Here is a 17,543-nt window from a genome sequence, read left to right as displayed (position 1 = left end):
CCCGCTATCAGAAAGAAAGACGCTTGCCATGAGTGCTGAAGCCCAGACCACCGTTGATCCTGCCGAAGTCGCCAAGTTTGAAGCAATGGCCGCCGAGTGGTGGGATCCAACCGGAAAGTTTAAACCGCTTCACATGATGAACCCGGTGCGTCTGGACTATATCACAAACCAGATCGCGGCAGAGTTCGGGCGTGATCTGGTGGATGTTCAGCCGTTCAAAGGCCTGCGCCTGTTGGATATCGGCTGTGGCGGCGGGCTGCTGTCTGAACCCATGGCCAGATTGGGTGCCGAGGTGGTGGGGGCAGATGCAGCCGCGGGCAATATCCCGGTTGCGCAGGTTCATGCCGAACAGATGGGGCTGTGCATCGACTATCGCCACACCACTGCCGAGGCATTAGCCGACGCCGGTGAGCAATTTGATGTGGTTCTGAATATGGAAGTCGTCGAACATGTCGCCGACCCATTGGCCTATTTGACCGCCTGCCAGAAGCTGTTGAAGCCGGGCGGTTTGATGGTTGCTTCAACAATCAACCGCAATCCGAAAAGCTTTATGATGGCCATTGTTGGCGCTGAGCATGTCATGCGCTGGCTGCCCAAAGGCACACATGAATGGTCAAAATTCATCACGCCCGACGAACTGGCTGACCTGATCACCAAAGCCGGCCTGTCGGTGGTTGACCGCAAAGGCATGGTGTTCAATCCGTTGGGGTGGAGATGGTCAATCTCGGACCGCGATCTGTCGGTGAATTATGCCATCACAAGCGTGAAGCCAAAGGGCTAGCGTCAAGCGTTCGGTGGCCGATAGGCGCTCATCGTCGTTTCAGCCAGCTCAAACCCTGCCCGGCGATACAGCCGTCCGGCATCACTGTCAGCATGGGCAACGATCACCGGCAGCGCCCTTGGCGCGCGGGACTTGGCCCAGTCCAGACTGGCGCATAACAATGCCGAGCATAGTCCACGTCGCCGATAGTCTTCATGGGTCTGAACTGATTGGTAGCGGATCAGGGTTTGGTCGTGGAAAATTCCCATATCTGCCGCCAGCCGGTCGCCATCGAATGCGCCAAGCCATTGCCCCAACCCCTTTTGGATTTGCGCCTGTCGTGCTTGCGTTTTCTGGCTCAAATAGTCATCCATACCACGCTCAGGCGCCCCATCCTTAATTAGGTCTACCTTAGCGATCGACTCGCTTTGGGCCCACTCATCGGCCGCAGATAAGGGGCGAATTATTATGCCTGCGGGGGCTGTCACACGATGAAATTCCCGGCGCAGCGCCAATGTGTCAGATTGTTCAATGCGCAGCCCAGACCCATCGAACACGGCGACAACCTCGGCGCGCGACAGGTTGGGAACATCCCAGCCAATGCAAATGTGGTCAGCAGCAGGGATGTCCTCTTGGAATTGCGTTATCAGTGTCGCCGCATCGGTTGGAGGGTCTGCAAAAACCACCCGATTGCCAAACCAGAAATTCGGCTCGGCGGGCGTGGTTTGAACAATGCGATCAGAATGGCGGCGAACAAGACATTGCCCGGCCTGCGCCATCAGGTCTGTCGCAAACTCCAGCGACTTCATTCCATATCGCTTAGAATCTGCCGCATTTCTCGTAATACTGGCAGGACATTGCGTACATTGTCCGCGCCGATCTTGGTGACCATGTTGCCAATAATGGGCGTGATCGCCTGCAATGCGGCATCCCGCGCCGACCGGCCAGACGGCGAAATCGTTACAAACTTGCGCCGCGCGTCATCCCAATCCGGGCGGATATGCACATGCCCCGCCCATTCCAGCTTGTTCAGCGTGTTGGTCATCGCCCCGCGCGTCACATGAAACGCTTTTGCCAACTGTGCAGGGCTTTTTTCCTCGTTCAGCCGTGCCAGATGGTTCAGCACGGAAAAGTGGCTCAGCTCCATACCCTTGGGCAGCGCTTTCGACAGGCGATTGCGCGCAAGTTGATCGGCCATGAACATTTCACTGAACAGGGCGACCGAAAGGGTATCAACCGAGCTTTCTGACATCAGGGACCTTCAAATTCGCGATCATGGTCAAGTGACGGCACGCGTCGGCGCGACCTTCCCACGTCCGCAAGGTCAAGATCAACCATTGTGATACCCGGCGTGTCCCCGCCATCGGCCAAGACCTCTCCCCAGGGCGAGATAACCAGCGAATGCCCGTGGGTGGCGCGCTTGGGTCCATTTTGTCCGCACTGTGCCGGTGCAAGTATGAACACGCCGTTTTCAATCGCACGGGCGCGCAGCAGACTTTCCCAATGCGCTTTGCCGGTCACTGGTGAAAATGCCGCCGGTGCTGTGATGATCGTCGCCCCCGCCTTGGAAAGCCTACGAAATAAGTGCGGAAACCGCATGTCATAGCAGATGGTCATGCCGATCTTACCAAAGGGTGTTTCGGCCACCACCGCCCGCGCGCCTGGGCGATAGGCGGCACTTTCGCGATAGGTCTCGGTCTCGTCTATCTTGACGTCGAACATGTGAATCTTGTCGTATCGCGCCTGAATGACACCATCGGGTGAGATCAGAAAAGACCTATTGGCAAAGCGTCCATCGGCCTCACCCGTCTTAAGCGCCAAAGAACCAACCAACAACCAGATGCCCAGCGCCCTTGCCTCAGTTTGCATCGCGCTCAAGAACGGATCATCCGCTTCCTGGTGCAAAACCTGTGCTTGGTATCGTCGGCTGCTGGACAGGATATTGCTGACTTCGGGCGTCAAGACAAACTCTGCTCCAGCGCTTGCGGCGTCCCGAACCATGTCCCGCACCGTGTTCAGATTGGCGGCAAGGTCTTCGCCTGCAGTAATCTGGATCAGCGCTGTTCTCATGCTCTATCCTGCCAGCAAACGGTCAAGTTTAGCCTCGCGCTCCAACGCGTAGAGATCGTCAAACCCACCGACATGCGTGTCGCCGATGAATATCTGAGGCACCGTTTGGCGACCGTTCGCGCGCTGCATCATCTCTTGCCGCTTTTCTGGGTTCATCATCACATCGATCTCGTCAAACGAGGCACCCTTGCTGTTCAAAAGGCGCTTGGCGGCGTGGCAATAGCCACAAAGCTGTGAGGAATAAATGGTGACAGGTTGCATGAAGTGCTCCGTTTCGCGACGGGCCAAGACGGCCAGAACGTTCGAAATCTATGCGTCCCGTGTCACGCGGGCAAGAGCCAGCACGCGGACTTGATCCGCGCCCGCATCAAGACACGCCTGTGTCGCGGCATCAAAACTTGCGCCTGAGGTCATAACATCATCCACCAGCAGCACATTCCGGCCCGCAAGGGCGGCACCATTTTTCGGGTGTGGCCGGATCGCATCTTTCATATTGGCGAAGCGTGCGTCGATATCCATTCCGTCATGGGCCCGCGTACGTTTGTGCCGCTCAAGCGCATCTGGCGCATGTTCGGCATTCAGGTTCGCGGCAAGGGCACGCGCAAGCTCCGCGGACTGGTTGTACCGGCGTCGGAACAAGCGAGTCCAATGGATGGGCATCGGAACAATCAAGCTATCGGTACACAGCAACGGGGTCGCCGCGCGGGCCATCCAAGGGGCGGCGGCGCGGGCAAGTTCTGGCCGGTCGCCGTGTTTTAGCGCCAAGACCAGCCGCCTTGCGTTGTCTTTGTAAACCATAGCCGCGCGTCCCTTTATCCAAGGTCGCTGGGCAGATATGCAGCCGTCGCAATGGACAGGGTCGCCATCATCTTCTCCCGGCAAGGGATCGCCACACATGTCGCAGACCAACCCTTCGATAAACGGTGTCGCGCGCCAGCATGCACCGCACAGCGCAAAATCCGTATCCGTCGATGCGTCGCAACTGATACATTGTGGGGGGTAAAGCACGCCAAGCGCTGATTGCATTTTCCATCCTTCCAACTATGGTCGCCGCCCATGACACAGACCGACGCCAACACACCTCCTCGCCTCACCGACCGCGAACAGCTTATGCGCAACCGCAAACGCGCCACAGCCGATGGGCTGTTCCTGCAGTCGCTTGCCGCGGATGAAGTTAAGGATCGCCTGACAGAGGTTAACAGAACGTTTACCAAACCTGCCGTGGTGACAGGTTTTCCGCAGGTTTGGGGAAAGATCTTTCCCGATGCTGTGATCGCATCCGATGAAGATACGCTGGATCTTGAGGTTGGCGCGCACGATCTGGTCATTCACGGCCTTGCGCTTCACTGGGCCAACGATCCGATTGGCCAACTGATCCAGGCAAAGCGTGCCTTGACGCCCGACGGGTTGTTCATTGGCGTGATGTTCGGTGGCCAGACACTGGCCGAGTTGCGCGCGGTCTTATCCGAAGTGGAAGTCGAAACCACCGGAGGCCTTTCGCCCCGTGTGCTTCCCATGGGCGAGATTCGCGATCTTGGTGCATTGTTGCAGCGCACCGGTTTTGCATTGACCGTCGCCGACAGCGATCTGCGCTCGGTAACTTACCAAAGCGCCACAACCCTGATCCGTGATCTGCGCCTGATGGGAGAGCGAAATGCGCTGGAACAGAGACTAAAGCAGCCGCTTTCACGCGCGTTTCTTGCCGCCATTGATGACCGTTATGCTCAACACTTTCCAGCCGAGGATGGGAGCATCATGGCCAGTTTTGATCTGGTCTTTCTGACCGGTTGGGCGCCAGATGACAGCCAGCCCAAGCCCCTTCGACCCGGTTCCGCCGCTGCTCGCCTTGCGGATGCGCTGGGCACTGACGAAACCCAATTGCCCGATTGACACCCATCCTTCTGACCGCGATTGATCCAAGGTAGGAAACGGAGCGTAATCATAACCATGAAGAAACCAGCTAACCACCCCGTGTTGCCCGCCCGCAAGGTCGGCGTTCTGTTTGCCAATCTTGGCACGCCCGATGGCTACGACTACTGGTCGATGCGCCGTTATCTGAACGAGTTTCTGTCAGACAAGCGGGTGATCGACTATCCCGCCTGGAAATGGCAGCCGATTTTGCAAGGAATTATCCTGACAAAACGCCCGTTCTCATCCGGTGAAGCGTACAAGTCGATCTGGAATGAAGAGCAGGGCGAAAGCCCCCTGATGACCATCACCAAACAGCAGATTGTCAAACTGCGCACCGCGCTTGAGAAGCGCTTTGGCGCTGAAGTAGTCACTGATTTTTGTATGCGGTACGGCAATCCATCGACCAAGTCGAAAGTGCAGGAAATGGTTGCGGCCGGGTGTGACCGCATTCTGTTCTTCCCGCTGTATCCGCAATATGCAGGGGCAACGATGGGAACGGCGAACGACCAGTTCTTCCGCGCGCTCATGGAAGAAACATGGCAACCCGCCAGCCGCACCATCGAGCCCTATTTTGACGACCCGGCCTATATCGACGCGCTGGCCCAGTCGGTCGAACGTGGATACGCGGGAATGGAAAAGCGGCCTGACCTATTGGTGGTATCTTACCATGGGATGCCGGAACGCTATTTGCAGCAGGGCGACCCGTATCATTGCCAGTGCCAAAAGGGCACGCGCCTGTTGAAAGAACGGCTAGGCTGGGGCGATGAAGACATCACCACCACCTTCCAATCCGTTTTCGGGCCTGAAGAGTGGTTGAAACCATACACCGTGAAAGAGGTCGCACGACTGGCTGAGACTGGCAAAAAGAACATCGCCGTGATCGCACCCGCCTTTTCAGCAGACTGCATCGAGACGCTTGAAGAAATCCAAGAAGAGATTCAGGAGGCGTTTGTTGAAGCCGGGGGTGAAAGCTTCACTTATATCCCTTGCCTGAATGATGACGACGCCCATATCGAAGCGCTTCTTGGTGTGGCTGAACGCAATCTGGGGGGTTGGCTAAAATAGTCTCTAATCAACCTGCCACCCTCGTTTTTCCAAAGTATTCAATATCTTTTCTTCGCAGTCATCCGCATCTGCCCGGATCGCATTTTTCATCGTAAACCAATAGAGGTATTGGTCGAATTCCGGCGCCATACTCTGCACGACGTCGAGCGCTTGCTGCGCGCCCAGATCATGCACATTTGCGGCGATGTGGTGGAAATCAATCCGCCCGAAAAGCACCGCTGGCTTACCAAAGAAATACCCAAGAAACGCCGCGGACGAGTTCTGCGACACGACAAACCTGCAAGAGGCCAGTGCTTGTTCCATCTGACCTGTTGTTATCGTTAGGCTTGGACAACGTTCGCGGAGCGCCTCCAAAGCCTCACGCTCTTCCTGGGTATACACTTCAGCCGGATGAAGCCCGGCAAGTACTGGGATATCAGGAAATTTTATCAATACCTGTTCAATCATCTCGACTGGGCTGGCTGCTTGAAAGCTGCGCTGACTTAAGAGCCGCCCTTGCAGCGCAATGTAGATCGGACCATCTGTCGTTGGCTGCAGTGCTGCGCCTTTGAACAACCACTTGCGCCACTTGTCCGCCCAAGCCTTTGCCTCGTCGTGGTCAATCTCGGATGGGTCGAAGCTTTTCTGGGCAACCTCGAACTCCCATCGTTTTCCCGACGCCTCGATCCGCCAAAACGGATAGAAATAGCTGCGCCGCATGGTCAGCGCATTCGCATGAATGGGGTCATCCATCAAAAACAGCGAATAGCCCCCACGTGCTGCCGACGCCAGGCGTTCTAAGTCACTATTCTTGCGATATTCCACGCGAAAGCCTCGGCCCTCCAAAGCCGATGCGATCATGTTCACAAAGTTGAACTTCCCTTGCCGGGCGCGCTGTAGAGGCTCGGGGTCAAGATAGATACGCAGGATTTTGGCGGTCGACATATCCGCACGCTAGCCCCCGATCTGACGAAGAACAAGCCGAGGTGCTTGTCTGACCTGACCCCCGCGTCCATATAGGGTGAAGCAAAACGGAGGCGACATGGCAGATACGGATTTCCCTGGTTGGCACGGCACGACAATCATCGGCGTGCGCAAGGGCGGCAAAGTGGTCATTGCAGGCGACGGACAGGTCAGCCTTGGTCAAACGGTGATCAAGGGAACCGCGCGCAAGGTGCGCAAGCTGTCGCCCGGTGGGTTTGAGGTGGTCGCGGGCTTTGCCGGATCAACGGCGGATGCCTTCACCCTTTTGGAGCGGCTGGAAAAGAAGCTGGAAGCCACGCCGGGTCAATTGGCCCGCGCTTCGGTCGAGCTGGCCAAGGACTGGCGCACCGACAAATACCTGCAAAAACTCGAGGCCATGCTGATCGTCACCGATGGAAAAGAGCTTTTGGTCATCACCGGCGCGGGCGACGTGCTGGAGCCCGAACATGATGTGGCCGCCATCGGATCAGGCGGCAATTTTGCATTGGCCGCTGCACGTGGGTTGATGGAAAGCGATCTGGACGCGGAGGGCGTTGCGCGCAAGGCCATGGCGATTGCCGCTGACATTTGCGTTTATACAAATGGCAACCTGACTGTTGAGGAGATCGGCAAATGACCGACCTGACCCCCCGCGAAATCGTCAGCGAGCTTGATCGCTTTATCATCGGCCAGAAGGACGCAAAACGCGCCGTCGCTGTTGCCTTGCGCAATCGCTGGCGCCGCGAGCAGTTGTCCGATGATCTGCGTGACGAGGTTTATCCAAAAAACATTTTGATGATCGGGCCCACCGGCGTCGGCAAGACCGAGATCAGCCGCCGTCTTGCGAAACTCGCGCGTGCGCCCTTCATAAAGGTTGAGGCAACCAAGTTTACTGAAGTCGGCTATGTTGGGCGCGATGTAGAGCAGATCGTGCGTGATCTGGTCGATTCCGCCATCATGGAAACCCGCGAGCATATGCGCGAGGACGTGAAAGCACGCGCCGAGGCCGCCGCTGAAGATCGTGTGATCGAGGCGATAGCCGGCACGGATGCGCGCGATGCCACTCGTGAAATGTTCCGCAAAAAACTGCGGGCAGGCGAGTTGGATGATCACGAGGTCGAAATTGACATCGCTGACAGCTCGAACCCGATGCAGATGTTTGATGTTCCGGGTCAACCGGGGCAGGGAATGGGCATGATGAACCTTGGCGATATGTTCGGAAAAGCGTTTGGGCAACGCACCGTGAAACGCAAGATTACCGTGCGCGACAGCTATGAACTGCTGATCTCAGACGAAGCCGACAAACTGCTGGACGACGAAACCGTTACCCGTGCCGCGTTAGAGGCGGTCGAACAGAATGGCATCGTATTTTTGGATGAAATAGACAAGGTGTGTGCTCGCGCCGATGCACGTGGTGCGGATGTCAGCCGCGAAGGCGTTCAGCGCGATCTTCTGCCGCTGATCGAAGGCACAACCGTCTCGACCAAACACGGTCCCGTCAAAACCGACCACATTCTGTTTATTGCCTCGGGTGCATTTCACGTAGCCAAGCCGTCGGACCTGTTGCCCGAACTTCAAGGCCGTCTTCCCATTCGGGTCGAGCTTCGCGCCCTGACGGAAGAAGACTTCGTGCGCATTCTGACCGAAACCGACAACGCACTAACCCGCCAATACACAGCGCTGATGGGCACCGAAGAGGTAACGGTTGAATTCACCGAAGCCGGCATCGCCGCGCTGGCCAGCATCGCCGCCGAGGTTAACCAAAGCGTCGAGAATATTGGGGCGCGCCGACTGTATACGGTGCTTGAGCGCGTGTTCGAAGAACTCAGCTTCACAGCCCCTGATCGCGGTGGAGAAAAGATCATTGTAGACAAGGAATTCGTCGACCAAAATCTGGGGTCGCTGATGACCTCGACAGATGTGAGCCGCTATATGCTTTGATGGCTATGCAGGAGGTGCGTCCTCGGGTATCCAGTGGACAATCCCGAGGAGCCCCACGTGCGTATCATTCATCATCTTGCTATCGTCCTGTTGCTTGTGTCCTGCGCACCTCGTGGGCACATCACGCTATTTGCTGGCGCCGCCAAGACCGGCGACATTCAACGCATCTATGTCGGCACCACGCGCGAGATTGACGGGCAGGGCTTTCCAAGTGGCGACCGAAGCCGGAACCTTATTTTTGGTCGCTTTGATGTGTCTGTTCCGCCAGATCGCGAACCGGGCAGTATCGAATGGCCGACCCGCAACAACATCGACCCGTCGAAGCACTTCCTGCTTGACGATTTTTCGCCCATCACGACCCAGAACGACTTCAGCTCGGCCCTGCGCAAAGAGCTTAGGCCGCGGCGGGCTGAAGAGCGCACAGCCATTGTTTTCGTCCACGGCTTTAACAACAACTTCTCCGAAGGGCTATACCGTTTCGCGCAGCTTTCGGAAGACCTAGCACTGCCATTTATCCCGGTTCATTACTCGTGGCCCAGCGCCGGGCACCCATTGGGATATGGATATGATCGCGACTCGATGCTGATCGCGCGTGATGGGCTAGAGGCAACAATCCGGGCGGTTTCCGACGCCGGGGTGGATGAGATTTTGCTGGTCGGTCATTCAATGGGCGCGCTCTTAACCATGGAGACCTTGCGCCAAATGGCCATTGCCGACGGGCAACGGGCTTTGCGAAAAATTGGCGGAGTGGTATTGATTTCACCCGATATCGACATAGACGTCTTTCGGTCCCAGGCTGATCGGATTGGCAAGCTACCACAGCCGTTCTTTATCTTCTCATCGACGCGCGACATCGCGCTGCGTCTTTCTGCAGGTCTGACCGGACAGACGGCGCGGTTGGGCAATACGACGGATGTTGACAAACTGGCCGAGCTTAACGTGACCATGGTCGATATCTCTGCCTTCAGCGAAGGTGATCTTGGCCACAATACCGCGCTTGCGTCTGCTTCATTCCTGCGTCTTTTGAATAGCGTGCCAGACCTTGGGGCGGCTTATGGCGGCGATCCGTCCAACCGGGTGGGTTTGCTGCCCGGAACAGTTCTGGTTGTCCAGAACGCGACGCGCCTGATCATCCCGAACATCGCGCAATAGAAACTACCGCCGCCGCCGCAGGTAAACGTAATAGGCACCTTGCCCGCCATGCTTCAGGTGTGCTTCGGCGATCTGAAGCACGTGTTGACGAAGTGGCATCGTGTGCAGCCAGTGCGGCACCTGATGACGAAGAACGCCGTGACGGACGGGTATCGGTCCGCCGTCATCGCGGTGCTTCCCTTTGCCGGTTATGACCAACACGAGGCGTCGATCCATAGCGACAGCATCCAAAATAAACCGAGTCAGAACTGGATGAGCCTGCGCGATCGTCATGCCGTGCAGGTCAATCCGCCCCTCTGGTGACAAGCGGCCCTTCTTCATCTTTCCGAAAACCTTGCGATCCATGGACAAGGCTTGGCTGGCGACGCTGCTAGAAAGGCTTGGGGCTATATCATGGGGTTTCGTCGTCGATCCGGACCGTTCGCCAATTTGAAACTTGGGAGTTTTCACCTTTAGTGGCGCTGGCGCTTTATCAGCCAGTTCTGGGGGTGGAAAACCCGTCATAAAGCGACTGGGTCGCAGTCGGTCGGTGCTATCGGCAACTTTCTTCCACAGCGCTTTATCTTCTGCGCTCAAATGTCTTGGCCGACGTGCCATCCCTATTCCTCGGGCAATATGGCGAAGGCGCGTTGGATGGGTAGCAGCACGACCATCCGGCCATCATCGCGAATCCGACCCGCCAAACGGCCTGCTTTGTCGCCGGTCCCCCAAAAAATATCGGCGCGTTGCGCTCCTTTGACGCGCGACCCGGTATCTTGCGCCACCATCAAGCGGCTGAACGGCTCTTCGCCCCTTTTTTCCAACCAGACCGGTGCGCCCAGCGGGGTGTATTTTGGATCAACCGCCACCGAACGATGCGCGGTGATCGAACGGTTCATTGCGCCCAGCGGTCCCTTGTCTGCCGCCACTTTCCCAATTCGGCGAAAGAACACATAGGACGGGTTGGACATCAAAAGTTGGTGCCCCGCCTCTGGATTTCGTTTCACCCAATTCTGGATAACTTTCTGAGAAACCTGATGCGGGTTATAGACGCCTTGCCGCACCAGCTCGTTCCCCAGCGACATGAAGCTGTGGCCATTGGAGCCGCCATAGCCCAGACGTATCGTGCCGCCCTCCGCCAGCCGGATGCGGCCAGACCCCTGAATTTGCAGAAACTGAAGCTCTACCGGGTCTTCCACCCACGCGATCTCAAGCCCGCGACCGCGCAGCGCGCCTGCTTCTTCTATATCGCGGCGCGACAGCCAAACCTCGCCAGAGTTTAATTCAGGGGGCTTACGATAGACGGGATATCGATATCGGATGGATTCTGTAATAGAGCCGCGAATTTCAGGCTCGTAATATGCGGTGAACAGTGGGTCGTTTCCGTCGCGGATCAAGACGGGTCGAAAGAAAAGCTCGAAAAAGGTTTTGCCGTCATCCTGCTGCGCGGCCACCGCGCAGATCGGACGCCATAGGGGTTCATCCAAATCGCGGCAGGTGTCCAGAAAAACACCCAAAGCCTCTTGATGGTCGTCTTTGTCCCAGCCGTCCAATTCGCCAAAAGACAGAATCGTAACGTCAGCGTCTTCAAGTCCTGCCAGAACAGGCGTGCCCAATAGGGCCAGCGCAAATGCCAGCCCCCGAAGCATCATCCACCTGTGGCGACAAGTTGCCAGTTCGGGTTGTCCGATCCCATAACGCGCGCAAACGTCCACACGTCTTTCTGGCGTTTCACTTCATTTGGGTTGCCCTCTATGATGTCGCCACCCTTGTCGCGCACGACTGATGTCAGCTCGCCTATAAACCGTACGGTCACTTCACCTTCGCGGGTCGCGGGGTCAAATTCGGCGTCCACAAGTTTCAGCTCGCGCAGGCCAACGAATTTCGCATCAACTGATAGTCCCTTTTTCTCGCGGTCTTCGACCACCGATGCGAATGTCTCGTACACATCGTCGGCAAGGAAGGGTTTAATCTGCGCCAGATCGCCAGATTCAAAGCCCATCAGGATCATTTCATAGGCCCCGCCCGCGCCGCCCAGAAATTCGCTGACATTGAAAGACGGCTCGGCGCCTTTCATTGCGGCCAGCGCTTTCGCCGCTGAGCTGCCTTCGGGCACGTGTTCTGTAATATCGTTGTCAGGACCGCCTTCGATGACCTCGAACTGGTCACGCGCTAAGCGGCGGTTGTCTTTTTTTGCCACGACGGGTTTCTCAAACCCCTCGCGTGTGCCAAGCACATCGCGCAGGCGCAAAATCAGAAACAGGGCAATTCCGGCAAGAACCAGAAGCTGGATCAGGGGTGAGCTCATTTATACCTCTTTTCAAGCGCCATATGGAAACGCGCTAACCGGAGACATATGTAGGTGCTGAGCGGGGCCAAGTCCACCGTTCGAAACGAAAAGGAGACTTGCCCCATGTGGCTTTTTGCGCTGTTCATCGCAGTTCCGCTGATCGAGATCGCCCTGTTCATTCAGGTTGGGGGCGCAATCGGCTTGTGGCCAACGCTTGCGATCGTCGTTTTAACCGCGATTGTCGGCACACAGCTGATGCGGGCGCAGGGCGCCTTGGCGATGTCACAACTGCGTGAAAGCTTTGGTCAGTTGAATGATCCGACCGAACCATTGGCACATGGTGCGATGATCCTTTTTTCTGGCGCGCTATTGCTGACCCCCGGCTTTTTCACCGATTTCGTTGGATTCGCATTGCTGATTCCGGCTGTGCGTCGGGCCGTCTACAACTGGGCCAGATCGCGCATTCAGGTCCAGAGTTTTTCCATGGGATCACAAGATCCCCGGAATCCGCAGCCACCACACCCACAGGACGACGTGATCGATGCCGAATTCACAGACGTCACGCCAAACAAAAAACCAACCCATCCCGGTGTGGAAGGACCATCAGGCTGGACCAAACACTGAGCTTGCGTGCTTGGTCATATAAATTTTCAGCCAGGGTGTAAAAATTTCCGGCGTGTTAGCGATCTGTTTTTCCAGCGCCTCCCGGCTTAGCCATTGAATGGCCTGCACTTCAGCGGGATTCAGGGTGATCTGGGGAAGCGTATCTGTGTGAATGACGAAAAGATCGACAACCTCATGCTCGATCAAGCCACCGCCAACATCTGCGCGGTATTCCAGCTGCTCGACCCAAACCGGCTGGACACCTGTAATTCCCAACTCTTCGTTCAGACGGCGCTCGGCACACTCACGCGGATCTTCGTCCCAGTGCGGGTGGGTGCAACAGCTGTTGGCCCACATGTTCGGTGTATGGTATTTGCCCGGTGCGCGTTGTTGGATCAGCACGTTGTCATCGTGAAACAAAAAAACGGACACGGCTTTATGCTTAAGGCCCTTCACATGGGCCTCTAGCTTATCAACCGGGGACAGGGCGCCATCAATCCAGGCAGGGATCATATCTTCCATAGCGCCGAAATAGCGCCATTTCACCGAACGTGAAACCCCTTGGTTGAGGGCGCCGGGTCAAGGTGCTAAGGACATGCCAACAGTTTTTCCCGAAGGAGAAGATCATGGCCGACGAAGCCACAGCACAAACTGCCCCTGTCCAGCCCAAGATGCAGGTTCTTGGCCAGTTCATTCGCGACATGTCGTTTGAAAACATCCTTGCTCAAAAAGGCGTGCAGGGAGAAGTTCAGCCCGACATCAATGTCGAGGTTGCCTTGGATGCCAAGAAACGTCCGACAGACAATCAGTTCGAGGTGATAACGAAATACACCATCGGGTCGAAAAACAAGACTGGTGGCGAACAGTTGTTCCTGATGGAGCTGGAATATTCTGGCATCTTTCAGGTTGAAAACGTGCCGGAAGATCAAATGCACCCGTTTCTGATGATCGAATGCCCGCGCATGTTGTTCCCGTTCGTCCGCCGTATCGTGGCTGACGTGACCCGCGATGGTGGTTTCCCGTCGTTGAACCTTGATACCGTGGATTTCCTTGCGCTGTATCGCCACGAGATCGAACGCCGCGTTGCTGCCGAGCAAGGTGGCGCCAAGGTCAACTGAACCTGACCGAAAGGCCTAGCGGTAGGTTTTCCAGACAGCGCCGTCGCCCAGCTTTTCAACAAAAGCATCATGGGCGGCGGCTTCTTCTTTGCTGATCCGAGCAGGCAAGGGTGTCGGTCGCGCCGTTGGCCGCCATGGGCCACTGCCGCCAGAGTCAGAGGATGATCCTTGATTGGCGGCCAGAACGAGATCGGGCTGACGACCTCCAATCAGCTCCAGATACACTTCGGCCAGAATTTCACTGTCCAGAAGCGCGCCGTGCAGGGTGCGTGACGAGTTGTCGATGCTGAACCGGCGACACAGGGCATCCAAAGACGCCGGCGCGCCGGGAAACTTCTTGCGTGCGATGGCCAAGGTGTCGGTGGCCTGTTCCCACGGGATCAGCGGCAGGCCCATCCATTTCAGTTCGGCATTCAGGAACTTCATGTCGAAGCTCGCGTTGTGGATAACTAGTTTTGCATCACCGATGAAATCGAGAAAGGCCTGACCAACCACCCTGAAAACCGGCTTGTCCCGAAGCGTGACTTCGCCCGCCTGCGCCGCACGTGGTGACAAAAGAAGATCGGGGCCGATACCGTGCACGCCAAAAGCCTCGTCCGGCATGTCGCGTTCGGGGTTGATATACTGGTGATAGGTCTTGCCCGTTGGCATGTGGTTATACAGTTCAAGACACCCAATTTCGACAATCCGGTCGCCACCTTCCGGGTCAAATCCGGTCGTTTCAGTATCCAGTACAATTTCACGCATGGGACAAACGCTCCTTAACCTGGGCTAATACTTTCTTCACCGCCGCACTGGCACCTTCCATCGTTTCCGTGGGAATCACCACGTCCGCGCGCGCGCGTTTTTCTGCATCCGAAACCTGTTTGGACAAAATTGCCTCAAACTGCTCTTCCGTCATCGTGCCACGCTGCAAAACCCGTTTGCGCTGCTGCTCGGCAGAGGTTGATACGACTGCAATCAGGTCCATTTTCTCATGCGCCCCGGTTTCGAACAGCAGCGGGATATCCAGAAGCACAATGGCAGCATCGGTTTCTTGCAGGAACTTCGCGCGGTCTTGCGCGACCAGCGGATGGACGATTTCTTCAATCTGCTTCAATGCAGTCGCGTCCTTTGCCATCCACCCTTTCAACACGCCGCGGTCAACAGCGCCATCGACAATCGCATCAGCGCAAATTGCGCGCAGCGGTTCAACCGCTGAACCACCGGGGGCATATATCCGATGAACGGCGGCATCCGCATCCCAGACCGGAACACCTTCCTGCGCGAACATCTTCGCCGTTGTGGATTTACCCATGCCAATCGACCCGGTCAGGCCGATGATGAACGGGATGCTCATGGGCCAAGCACCGCATTACGCAAGGCGTCATCAACAACCGGCCGCATCCCGAACCAACGTTCAAACCCCGGAACGGCCTGATGCAACAGCATTCCAAGCCCGTCCACCGTGATGCAGCCAGCTTTTTCGGCTTCGTCCAGAAAATGTGTGCGTAGGGGTGTATAGACAAGATCGGTCACCACTGCGCTGGGGTTGAACCCATCCAAGGGCACACGGAAGTCGGGTTTTCCGACCATGCCAAGCGACGTTGTGTTGACCGCTGTTGCTGCGTTATCAAGCATGTTTCCGGCTTGTAGCCAGTCAAAAACTTTTATCCTGTTCCCAAACTCGGCACGCAATGCGTCAGCGCGTGCCCGGGTGCGATTTGACAGACGAATTTCCGGGACACCGACTTCAATAAGGGACGCGATGACCGCACGCGCAGCGCCGCCCGCACCAAAAACGGCTGCCGGTCCTGCTTCGGGTGCCCAATCTGGGGCTCCTTGGCGAAGATTTTCTATAAACCCATAACCGTCTGTATTATCAGCGTAAATTTTCCCGTCTGGTCGGAAGATCAGTGTATTCGCAGCGCCAATCAGCGCGGCACGATCTGTCACTGTGTCGGCGAGATTCAGAACCGTCTCTTTATGTGGGATGGTCACGTTCACCCCCACAAAACCTGCTTTTGGCAGAGTCCGAATGACCTCCTCCAGATCTTCGTTACTGACATGCATCGGCACATAATGACCTATGATGCCATTGGTCCGCAGCCAATGGGCGTGCAGTCGGGGGGACAATGAATGTCCAATTGGGTCGCCGATCACACCGGCCAATGGAATGCGTCGTTCGGTCATATTTCAAGATCTCCTCGCAGGATCAGGTATGACAGCAGCTCGGTCAGGGGCAAACCCAAAACGTTGAAATAATCGCCATCAACCTTGGCAAACAAGCGGACACCTTCTTCTTCCAACTTATAGGCGCCGACAGCATGGCAAATACTGTCCCAGTTTCGGATAACATAGCCTTCGATGTAACCTGGTGAAAGTTCGCGCATCCGCATGCGAACCACGCCGACATGTCGCCACAATGGTTTGCCGTCTTCATAAAGAACGGCGGCGGATAGCAGGCGGTGGGTCTTGCCGGACATTGCGGTCAACTGGGCGACAGCCTCGGCACTATCACGCGGCTTGGATAAAACTTCGCCACCCAACTCAGCGACCTGATCACAGCCCAGAACCAGCCGGCCTGGGTTTTTTTCGCTGATCTTGCGCGCCTTGAATTCTGCCAGCGCGTCAGCCAGATCTCGTGGGCTGGCCCCTTCGGCTTCCAACGACGCGCGGATTGTCACTTCGTCAATTCGGGCAGGCTGAACCTCGATCTTTATGGCTGCGCTTTGTAAAAGCTGAGCACGAATTTCAGATGCTGAGGCGAGGATCAAAGGCTTGGACATATGATAACCCTGTGGAAAAGCTCTGTTTGTTCCGGTGCCTCAAAAAGTGGACACCACCTAAAATATGGGATCGTTGGAAAACTCTCATCTTTCCTAAGATAGTTTTCGGATTTCTTCCACTGTGGAAAGTGATTTTTGATTTGTGCAAACCTTCGATGCCCGGCCCCTGTTTGTCCCACTGGTTATCCCCAACCAAAGTCGATATTTACGTTTCTAATTCAGATAGTTGTGATGTTCTTCCCAGACCATGGTTATTCTTTATCCACTTGTTGATAACATCTGGGACAACTCATTAATCCCCATTACCCACAGCTCCTACATAAACATCATCTTTCTTTCTTCTTCTTTATTAATTTAAGAAGGGCCGGACCCAACCGTGTGAACAGGAGTGCTGAGAATGGGCGACATACTAGCCGATATTTATCCTTGGACGAAATCCCTTCACATTGTGTCGGTGATTGCTTGGATGGCTGGTATTTTCTATCTGCCTCGTCTGTTTGTCTATCACGTTGAGGTGGTCGGAAGTGGCACAGAAACAGATGAATTGTTTCAGACGATGGAACGTCGTCTTCTGAAGGCGATCATGAATCCAGCGATGATCAGCACGTGGTTATTTGGAGTGATGTTGGTATTTACGCCAGGAATTGTTGATTGGTCGATGGTTTGGCCTTGGACGAAAGGCTTGTCGGTCATTCTGTTGACGTGGTTTCACATGTGGCTGGGCGCACGGCGCAAAGAATTTGTTGCAGGTGCAAACACCCTGACCGGTCGACGATATCGGATCATGAATGAATTTCCGACAATCCTGATGTTGATCATCGTCTTTTCAGTCGTCGTGAAATTCTGACAGCGTTGACTCGCACGCCCATCACCCTTATGTGACGTGAAACGCGGGCCGTCCGGCGACGCATGTTTCCCATTTCTACTTTGACCGCATTGCGTCT

At 56.0% G+C, this 17,543-nt stretch carries 23 protein-coding genes; 9 read left to right on the top strand and 14 right to left on the bottom strand.

Annotated features, from left to right (window positions below):
* Positions 1-28 precede the first annotated feature (28 nt).
* Positions 29-781, top strand: a complete 753-nt coding sequence (gene ubiG / locus K3556_RS00445; protein ID WP_260517775.1) for a bifunctional 2-polyprenyl-6-hydroxyphenol methylase/3-demethylubiquinol 3-O-methyltransferase UbiG — start codon at positions 29-31, stop codon at positions 779-781.
* Positions 782-783: 2 nt separating this feature from the next.
* Here the strand turns inward: ubiG and K3556_RS00440 are convergent, their stop codons facing one another.
* The 5 genes from K3556_RS00440 to K3556_RS00420 are packed head-to-tail and all read right to left on the bottom strand — an operon-like array spanning position 784 to position 3,856.
* On the bottom strand, positions 784-1,569 hold the full coding sequence (locus tag K3556_RS00440; protein ID WP_260517774.1) for a GNAT family N-acetyltransferase: 786 nt from the start codon (positions 1,567-1,569) through the stop codon (positions 784-786).
* The gene (locus K3556_RS00435) at positions 1,566-2,012 is read right to left on the bottom strand and encodes a MarR family winged helix-turn-helix transcriptional regulator (RefSeq protein ID WP_260517773.1); all 447 of its coding nucleotides are present in this window, start codon (positions 2,010-2,012) and stop codon (positions 1,566-1,568) included. The genes K3556_RS00440 and K3556_RS00435 overlap by 4 nt, the downstream gene beginning before the upstream one ends.
* Positions 2,012-2,830, bottom strand: a complete 819-nt coding sequence (locus K3556_RS00430) for a carbon-nitrogen hydrolase family protein (RefSeq protein ID WP_260517772.1) — start codon at positions 2,828-2,830, stop codon at positions 2,012-2,014. Before K3556_RS00430 ends, K3556_RS00435 begins: the two co-directional genes overlap by 1 nt.
* Before the next feature lie 3 nt (positions 2,831-2,833).
* Entirely contained in the window at positions 2,834-3,091 is a 258-nt protein-coding gene (gene grxC / locus K3556_RS00425; RefSeq protein ID WP_260517771.1) for a glutaredoxin 3, read from the bottom strand.
* A 48-nt stretch (positions 3,092-3,139) separates the two neighbouring features.
* Entirely contained in the window at positions 3,140-3,856 is a 717-nt protein-coding gene (locus K3556_RS00420; protein WP_260517770.1) for a ComF family protein, read from the bottom strand.
* A 30-nt stretch (positions 3,857-3,886) separates the two neighbouring features.
* On the opposite strand from K3556_RS00420, the gene K3556_RS00415 reads away from it, so the two are divergent.
* Together K3556_RS00415 and hemH are read left to right on the top strand one after the other, a co-directional pair.
* The gene (locus tag K3556_RS00415) at positions 3,887-4,720 is read left to right on the top strand and encodes an SAM-dependent methyltransferase (RefSeq protein ID WP_260517769.1); all 834 of its coding nucleotides are present in this window, start codon (positions 3,887-3,889) and stop codon (positions 4,718-4,720) included.
* A gap of 57 nt (positions 4,721-4,777) precedes the next feature.
* Complete coding sequence (hemH, locus tag K3556_RS00410; RefSeq protein ID WP_260517768.1) at positions 4,778-5,806, top strand: ferrochelatase; 1,029 nt, start codon at positions 4,778-4,780, stop codon at positions 5,804-5,806.
* Between the two features lie 3 nt (positions 5,807-5,809).
* Here hemH and K3556_RS00405 read toward each other — a convergent pair whose 3' ends face one another.
* Complete coding sequence (locus tag K3556_RS00405; RefSeq protein WP_260517767.1) at positions 5,810-6,730, bottom strand: hypothetical protein; 921 nt, start codon at positions 6,728-6,730, stop codon at positions 5,810-5,812.
* Positions 6,731-6,827: 97 nt separating this feature from the next.
* Here K3556_RS00405 and hslV point away from each other — a divergent pair, with 97 nt between their 5' ends.
* The 3 genes from hslV to K3556_RS00390 are packed head-to-tail and all read left to right on the top strand — an operon-like array spanning position 6,828 to position 9,841.
* Positions 6,828-7,385 (top strand): ATP-dependent protease subunit HslV, encoded by a 558-nt coding sequence (gene hslV, locus K3556_RS00400; RefSeq protein ID WP_260517766.1) that lies wholly within the window; start codon positions 6,828-6,830, stop codon positions 7,383-7,385.
* Complete coding sequence (gene hslU / locus K3556_RS00395; protein WP_260517765.1) at positions 7,382-8,689, top strand: ATP-dependent protease ATPase subunit HslU; 1,308 nt, start codon at positions 7,382-7,384, stop codon at positions 8,687-8,689. Before hslV ends, hslU begins: the two co-directional genes overlap by 4 nt.
* A 57-nt stretch (positions 8,690-8,746) precedes the next feature.
* Entirely contained in the window at positions 8,747-9,841 is a 1,095-nt protein-coding gene (locus K3556_RS00390) for an alpha/beta hydrolase (RefSeq protein WP_260517764.1), read from the top strand.
* Positions 9,842-9,844: 3 nt separating this feature from the next.
* Here the strand turns inward: K3556_RS00390 and K3556_RS16440 are convergent, their stop codons facing one another.
* The 3 genes from K3556_RS16440 to K3556_RS00375 all read right to left on the bottom strand — a co-directional run bounded on the left by K3556_RS16440 (position 9,845) and on the right by K3556_RS00375 (position 12,128).
* On the bottom strand, positions 9,845-10,186 hold the full coding sequence (locus tag K3556_RS16440) for a Smr/MutS family protein (RefSeq protein WP_312847271.1): 342 nt from the start codon (positions 10,184-10,186) through the stop codon (positions 9,845-9,847).
* Positions 10,187-10,440: 254 nt separating this feature from the next.
* Complete coding sequence (locus K3556_RS00380) at positions 10,441-11,469, bottom strand: murein transglycosylase A (protein ID WP_260519275.1); 1,029 nt, start codon at positions 11,467-11,469, stop codon at positions 10,441-10,443.
* Entirely contained in the window at positions 11,469-12,128 is a 660-nt protein-coding gene (locus tag K3556_RS00375; protein ID WP_260517762.1) for a Tim44/TimA family putative adaptor protein, read from the bottom strand. Before K3556_RS00375 ends, K3556_RS00380 begins: the two co-directional genes overlap by 1 nt.
* Positions 12,129-12,233: 105 nt before the next feature.
* Between K3556_RS00375 and K3556_RS00370 the strand changes: the two genes are divergently transcribed.
* Positions 12,234-12,734, top strand: coding sequence for an FxsA family protein (locus K3556_RS00370; RefSeq protein WP_260517761.1), 501 nt, complete (start codon positions 12,234-12,236; stop codon positions 12,732-12,734).
* Here the strand turns inward: K3556_RS00370 and idi are convergent.
* Complete coding sequence (gene idi, locus K3556_RS00365; protein ID WP_260517760.1) at positions 12,714-13,235, bottom strand: isopentenyl-diphosphate delta-isomerase; 522 nt, start codon at positions 13,233-13,235, stop codon at positions 12,714-12,716. The two genes, K3556_RS00370 and idi, sit on opposite strands and share 21 nt — an antisense overlap.
* A 104-nt stretch (positions 13,236-13,339) precedes the next feature.
* On the opposite strand from idi, the gene secB reads away from it, so the two are divergent.
* Complete coding sequence (gene secB / locus K3556_RS00360) at positions 13,340-13,831, top strand: protein-export chaperone SecB (RefSeq protein ID WP_260517759.1); 492 nt, start codon at positions 13,340-13,342, stop codon at positions 13,829-13,831.
* Positions 13,832-13,846: 15 nt separating this feature from the next.
* Here secB and dnaQ read toward each other — a convergent pair whose 3' ends face one another.
* From dnaQ to K3556_RS00340, 4 genes are read right to left on the bottom strand one after another with little or no spacing between them, the layout of a single operon-like run.
* Positions 13,847-14,578, bottom strand: a complete 732-nt coding sequence (gene dnaQ / locus K3556_RS00355; protein ID WP_260517758.1) for a DNA polymerase III subunit epsilon — start codon at positions 14,576-14,578, stop codon at positions 13,847-13,849.
* Positions 14,571-15,170 carry a dephospho-CoA kinase gene (gene coaE, locus K3556_RS00350; RefSeq protein WP_260517757.1) on the bottom strand — a complete coding sequence of 200 codons (600 nt, stop codon included), beginning with the start codon at positions 15,168-15,170 and terminating at the stop codon, positions 14,571-14,573. Before coaE ends, dnaQ begins: the two co-directional genes overlap by 8 nt.
* Positions 15,167-16,003 (bottom strand): shikimate dehydrogenase, encoded by an 837-nt coding sequence (locus tag K3556_RS00345; RefSeq protein WP_260517756.1) that lies wholly within the window; start codon positions 16,001-16,003, stop codon positions 15,167-15,169. Before K3556_RS00345 ends, coaE begins: the two co-directional genes overlap by 4 nt.
* Positions 16,000-16,599 (bottom strand): Maf family nucleotide pyrophosphatase, encoded by a 600-nt coding sequence (locus tag K3556_RS00340; protein WP_260517755.1) that lies wholly within the window; start codon positions 16,597-16,599, stop codon positions 16,000-16,002. Before K3556_RS00340 ends, K3556_RS00345 begins: the two co-directional genes overlap by 4 nt.
* Before the next feature lie 397 nt (positions 16,600-16,996).
* On the opposite strand from K3556_RS00340, the gene K3556_RS00335 reads away from it, so the two are divergent.
* Positions 16,997-17,446 (top strand): CopD family protein, encoded by a 450-nt coding sequence (locus K3556_RS00335; protein WP_260517754.1) that lies wholly within the window; start codon positions 16,997-16,999, stop codon positions 17,444-17,446.
* The last annotated feature ends 97 nt before the right edge of the window (positions 17,447-17,543 follow it).

It is taken from the genome of Aliiroseovarius sp. M344, from assembly GCF_025140835.1.
In the GTDB taxonomy this organism is placed as follows: domain Bacteria; phylum Pseudomonadota; class Alphaproteobacteria; order Rhodobacterales; family Rhodobacteraceae; genus Aliiroseovarius.
Note: the sequence above shows the minus strand (reverse complement) of the source record. Positions and strands in the feature narration are given on the sequence as shown.